Origin of the sequence: Binatus sp. (SeqCode), from assembly GCF_036522015.1 — a bacterium.
Taxonomy (GTDB): Bacteria; Desulfobacterota; Binatia; order Binatales; family Binataceae; genus Binatus.
Window position 1 is genome coordinate 1 of record NZ_DATDGQ010000022.1, and the last position, 5,113, is coordinate 5,113.

Annotated in this window: 6 protein-coding genes and 1 pseudogene; 2 read left to right on the forward strand and 5 right to left on the reverse strand. The window is 62.2% G+C overall.

Annotated elements, in window-relative coordinates; translation table 11 throughout:
* Together VIW95_RS00925 and VIW95_RS00930 are read left to right on the forward strand one after the other, a co-directional pair.
* Positions 1-230: hypothetical protein (locus VIW95_RS00925; RefSeq protein ID WP_331583072.1), on the forward strand; the 230-nt coding region annotated here is incomplete at its 5' end.
* On the forward strand, positions 227-1,393 hold the full coding sequence (locus tag VIW95_RS00930; protein ID WP_331583074.1) for an acyl-CoA dehydrogenase family protein: 1,167 nt from the start codon (positions 227-229) through the stop codon (positions 1,391-1,393). The genes VIW95_RS00925 and VIW95_RS00930, both read left to right, overlap by 4 nt.
* Before the next feature lie 182 nt (positions 1,394-1,575).
* On the opposite strand, the gene VIW95_RS00935 is transcribed toward VIW95_RS00930, so the two are convergent.
* From VIW95_RS00935 to VIW95_RS17435, 5 genes and pseudogenes are all read right to left on the reverse strand, one after another.
* Entirely contained in the window at positions 1,576-2,994 is a 1,419-nt protein-coding gene (locus tag VIW95_RS00935; protein ID WP_331583077.1) for an amidase, read from the reverse strand.
* A gap of 157 nt (positions 2,995-3,151) precedes the next feature.
* Positions 3,152-3,454, reverse strand: a pseudogene (locus tag VIW95_RS00940) (arsenate reductase family protein); the annotation flags it as partial.
* An 81-nt stretch (positions 3,455-3,535) separates the two neighbouring features.
* Positions 3,536-4,126, reverse strand: coding sequence for a hypothetical protein (locus VIW95_RS00945; RefSeq protein ID WP_331583079.1), 591 nt, complete (start codon positions 4,124-4,126; stop codon positions 3,536-3,538).
* Positions 4,127-4,161: 35 nt separating this feature from the next.
* On the reverse strand, positions 4,162-4,893 hold the full coding sequence (locus VIW95_RS00950) for a competence/damage-inducible protein A (protein WP_331583081.1): 732 nt from the start codon (positions 4,891-4,893) through the stop codon (positions 4,162-4,164).
* Positions 4,894-4,978: 85 nt separating this feature from the next.
* Positions 4,979-5,104, reverse strand: coding sequence for a sigma factor-like helix-turn-helix DNA-binding protein (locus tag VIW95_RS17435; protein WP_349259270.1), 126 nt, complete (start codon positions 5,102-5,104; stop codon positions 4,979-4,981).
* Positions 5,105-5,113: the final 9 nt, after the last annotated feature.

A 5,113-nucleotide genomic window follows, 5' to 3' on the forward strand; every position in this document is an offset into this window, starting at 1 on the left:
GGGTCCAGCAGATCCTCGATCATGAAGATCCGGTAGATGACGTCGACCGGCCGGTCGCAAGGGCGACCGCGCGCCCCGGGGAGATCGCGCTGAACGCAACAACGACGCGGGCGAAAAGGCCGAGAAGACTGCGTAGCCGCCACAGGCTCAACGACACCAAAACGGCCGGGTCTATCGACGGACTCGGCCGTTTCTATTTTCAGTATGTATGCTACAGAGAGACGCGATGACCCCGGAGGCAAAGATCCTGCTCGATTCGATTCGCGATCTAGCGCCCTCGATCAGCACACGCAGTGCGGAAATTGACGCAGGACGCCGGCTTCCTCTCGATTTGCTGGCGCAACTGACGTCCGCCGGATGCTTCAGGATGTTCGTGCCAAAGAGTCACGGCGGCCTCGACGTCGATTTTCCAGCCAGCATGGAAATCATCGAAGCGATCGCCACCGCCGACGGTTCCACCGGATGGGTCGTGATGATCGGATGCGAAACGCCAATGTTGCTGGCGCTCCTCTCCCGCAAGCACTTCGATCGCCTGTACGCCAGCGGCCCCGACGTGATAATCGCGGGGGCATTCGCGCCTCGAGGGCAGGCCGAGGTGATCGATGGCGGCTATCGCGTCAGCGGGCGATGGAGTTTCGCCAGCGGATGCCAGCACAGCCAGTTTCTCTTCGGCAATTGCGTGGTGATTGAAAATGGAACTCCGCGGCCCGGCCTGATACCCGGCTCGCCCGAAACGCGCGCGATGATGTTCGCGCCGTCGAAAGCGCAGATCATCGACACCTGGTCGGTAAACGGCTTGCGCGGTACCGGCAGCCACGACATCGCGGTTGAAAATCTCGTGGTGCCGGCTGACGACAGTTTCGATATTTTTCTCGGGCGCCCGTCAATCGAGAGTCCATCGATGGCGGAGCCGCTGCTATACGCCGCGCTGCATATCGGCGCGGTCGCAATCGGCATTGCGCAACGCGCGATTACCGAGCTGGTCGCACTCGCGAACACCAACAAGCGCCGCCTGTATGCGAGCGCGTCGCTCGCCGAGTCTCCGCTCTTTCAGTATCGAGTGGGGCACGCCGACGCGAGTCTGCGCGCCGCCCGCAAGCTCCTGCGTAGTCAGGCCGACGCAGTATGGAATTCGGCAGTCGCCGGGAATCCAGTTTCAATCGACGGCCGCGCGCCGGTGATGGCGGCGAACACCTGGGCGGTACACACGTGCGCCGCGGTCGTCGATACCTGCTACAAAGCTGGCGGCGGCACCTCGCCCTACGACGGTTCACCTCTCCAGCGATGCATGCGCGACATCCAAACGCTGACCCAGCACGCGGCGGTGGCAGAGTCATGGCTAACCACCGCAGGCGCAACACTCCTGGGCCGGGCAAGCGGCTTCAGCGTCTAGCGATTCCTTCCTCGCCTCCCCCAATTTTGGGGGAGGCCGACGCTCGTCCGCGAGCGTCGGGTGGAGGACCAAATTTGCCGAAGATTCCGGAATTGCGACGCACCAGACAACCGCGCCGCAAAATGTTCCTCACCCTAACCCTCTCCCGACGAACGGGCGAGGGAACAAGCCGCGCCCTCCGCTCACAGCGGCGGTTTCTGATACCCACCCAGCGCGGTCTCTGCCGCCTTCGCGACCGCGAGCACGGTCTCCTCGCCGAATGCGCGTCCGTTTATCTGCAGTCCGATCGGCAACCCGTCGCGATCTTTTCCGCACGGCACGACGACGCCCGGCAGTCCCGCACAATTGCCCCACGCCACCGGCCAGCCGGCCATAAAATGTGGATATTTTTTCCCGTCGATTTCGACTTCGGTTGCGCCGTGCTTGAACGCGGTAACGCAGAACGTCGGGCCGAGAATGATCGGGTATTGCTCCATGAACTCCGCGAGTTGCACGCGCCACGCGTCGCGTAACATCGCGATCTTGAAAAACTCGGCGGCGGACTTTCCCTCACCCGCAACCATGAAATTTCGCAGCCGCTCGCGCGAGAGCTTCATGCCTTCTCCGAACACTTCCGCCATCAGTTGGTTGCCGTCGGCGCCGTTGTACTCCCACCACAAACGCTCGCCATCGTCGATCGGCGGCTTTACAGCTTCGACAACGATCCCCATCTTCTGTAGCTCGCGACCCGCGCGTTCAATCGAGGCACGCGTGTCGGACGTGACTGGAACTTCGCACGCGTCGGTGAAGATCGCGCAGCGAACTTTCTTCAGATCGATTTTTTCAGGATGAGCATCGGGCGTTGGTACGGTGTACGGACTGCTCGGATGCGGTCCTTTGACGACGTTGTAGGCGAGCGTGAGATCGTCCACGAATCGCGCCATCGGACCGATCGTCGCCATGTGCGCGATCGGCGGCGGCGCCGCAACGCTGGGCGCCATATGCCCGCTGCCGGGAATCGTGCCCCACGTCGGCTTCAGCCCGACGATACCGCAGAAATGCGCCGGCACGCGGATCGATCCGCGATAGTCGGAACCCATGCCCAGCGGTGACATCCCGACCGCGAGCGCCGCCGCCTCTCCGCCACTGGAGCCGCCGGGCACGCGCTCATGATTCCACGGATTGTTGGTCTGGCCGAAAACCGGATTGTCGCAATCGTAGTCCATCGTCATCTCGGGCGTATTGGTCTTCCCGATAACGATCGCACCCGCCGCGCGCAGCCGTGCGACGGTCGGCGCGTCTTGCTTGGCGACGTGATGCTCGAACATTTTCATTCCCCAGGTCGAGCGCACGCCTTCGGTGATAATCGAATCCTTGATAGTGATCGGCAGCCCCTCGAGCGGCCGAACTTCCCCTTTCTCTGATAAACGCCGGTCGGACTCCTCGGCCTCGCGCGACGCCCGTTCTTCGACCAGTGTGACGACGGCGTTGAGCCCACGATTCACCGATTCGATCCGTTCGATAAAAGCGTCCACCATCTCAACCGAAGACACCTCGCGCGCCCGCAGCATCGCCGCAAGTTTGTGCGCGGGAGCAAAAAACAGTTCGTCAGAAAATGCCATGAAAAAATACCTCGCCTGACTCAGGAAATAGCATCGCGCACTTGGTATTGCACGCCCGCATTCTCTTAATACTAAGGTGCAGGGGTTACCCCTGCCCAGGGAAACGTGAAACCCAGGAGGGGTTTCACATCAGCCAGCCTCGACACTGATTTGCTCGCTACTTCAGCGCTCCGCGCAGCCGCTCGCGATCGAAGCCGGCGATCATTTCCTTGCCCGCGATTGTAATCGGCCGCTTGATCAGATTCGGCTCTTTCGCCATCAGCGCCAGTGCCTGCTCCGACGTTAGCGATTTGCCCGCCAGGCTCATCTCCTTGAAGGCCGGACTGCGCGCATTTAGAAAATCGCGCGGGTCCCGGCCTGCGAATAGATCCTTCAGCTCCGCCGCATTCAGCGGAGCTTTCGCGTAGTCGCGCTCGTCGAGCTCGACGCCCAGATCCTTACGCAAGAAACTTCTTGCGTCGCGGCACGTCGTTCAGGTCGATTTCCACAGAAAACGAATCTTCTTCATGCGCGATGCTCCAACTCCCAACGCGCGCCGCTGCTACTCGATATTCGCGCCTGACGCTGAACCGCTCGCGGGCCCGGCGCCGTGATCGAGCGGCTGTCCTCCCGTCGACGACGTATTCGCCGCCGGGCCTGACGCCGGGAGCGGCGGTATCGGCGCGACGCCGCCAGAACTCGCAGTCGTGGTCGTCATGCTCGACGACGAACTGGTCACCGGCTCTGGAGCAGTCGGCGGCGTGTCGGTCGGCCCGCTGAAATTGATCGGCTGCTGTCCCGCTAGCATTTGCGGCGTCACGACGTAGTCGCCGCCGAGCGCGCTGCGCCACACCGTGTTGGCTGCCTGCTGATTGCCGGCCGTGATCAAATATGTCCCGCCGCCGACGATTCCGCCGAGCAGTGCGTACACCAGCTTGGCCGGGATGTAGAGCACGTTGCAGAGCAGGGCGCCCGCGCCGTATCCCGCGCCCGGCCAGTTGACGCTATTGTCCTGCGGCTGCGGGACCTGCGTCGCCGCCGGTGCGCCCACCGGTTGCGCGGATTGTGCCGCGGCGAATTCTGCGAGCGGACCCGCCAGCATCACCGACACTGCGAGCGCGATCAACGCGAATCTGAAATTTCTCTTCCTCATGACTTCCTCCACCTGCCCCTTCAGACGTTAATTTTTCATTCGGTTTTGACCACTGCCTCGGCCGGCAGCAGCCCCATCAGATGACGAAACGCGCGCTCGAGGTAGTCCGCGTTCTTCGACTCGAGCGTCAACTTCACGCGGTAGTCGGGATCCCCGATCCGCGGATACGAACCCAGCATCAGCTCCGGAAAATTGCGCATGCAGTCGTTCAGATGCTCGGCGATCACACCTTCGTTCGCGCTCAGATAAATCGCGCGCATGAAATACGGATCCGTCGCGAAGCGGCTGCTGAGCGCGCGCAGCTTGGCCTCGAACAGTTGCGGGATTCCGGGTAGCACGTACACGTTTTCGATTTGCACTGTCGGAAATCGGATGTCGCCGGCGTCGTTGAGGACCGCGCCCTCCGGCACTTGCGCCATCCTGAGACCTGCGTCGAGCGAGCGCTCGCGAAAATGTTCGCGGATTAGGCTTTCGAGCACTGGATTCATCACCAGCCGCCGCTTGAACGCGCGCGCCACACCTTCCATCGTGAGATCGTCATGGGTCGGGCCGACGCCACCCGACGTGATTACGAAATCGAAATTGCGCGAGCAGTACGCCACTTCGCCCGCGATCAGATCGAGTTCATCGGGGATCGTCGCGATCCGCGCGAGCGCGACCCCAATCTTGCGCAGCTCGCGAGCCGCGAAGTACGCGTTCGAGTCTTGAACCTTGCCGGAAAGGATTTCGTTACCCACCACCACCAGCGCGCAACTGCGTTCTCGCATCGACGTGCAGCTCCTTGCGCGATCCGCCTCGACCGCATTATCGCAAGCCGCGCCTATCAGCGGCAATGGGGTAGACAAAGAATGCTTACGACGGCCCGCTACCTTCGACGTCGGGCGCCGACGCCTCGATAAACTCCTTCAACCGCCGCTTGAGCCGCGTTTCTATTTGACGCACGCGCTCGCGGCTGATTCCGAAGCGCGCGCCAATCACCTGCAGCGT

Bases quoted from the DNA above. Each gene is read 5' to 3' on its own strand.
- VIW95_RS00930 (WP_331583074.1), top strand. From the start codon at position 227: ATGACCCCGGAGGCAAAGATCCTGCTCGATTCGATTCGCGATCTAGCG.
- VIW95_RS00935 (WP_331583077.1), bottom strand. From the start codon at position 2,994: ATGGCATTTTCTGACGAACTGTTTTTTGCTCCCGCGCACAAACTTGCG.
- VIW95_RS00945 (WP_331583079.1), bottom strand. From the start codon at position 4,126: ATGAGGAAGAGAAATTTCAGATTCGCGTTGATCGCGCTCGCAGTGTCG.
- VIW95_RS00950 (WP_331583081.1), bottom strand. From the start codon at position 4,893: ATGCGAGAACGCAGTTGCGCGCTGGTGGTGGTGGGTAACGAAATCCTT.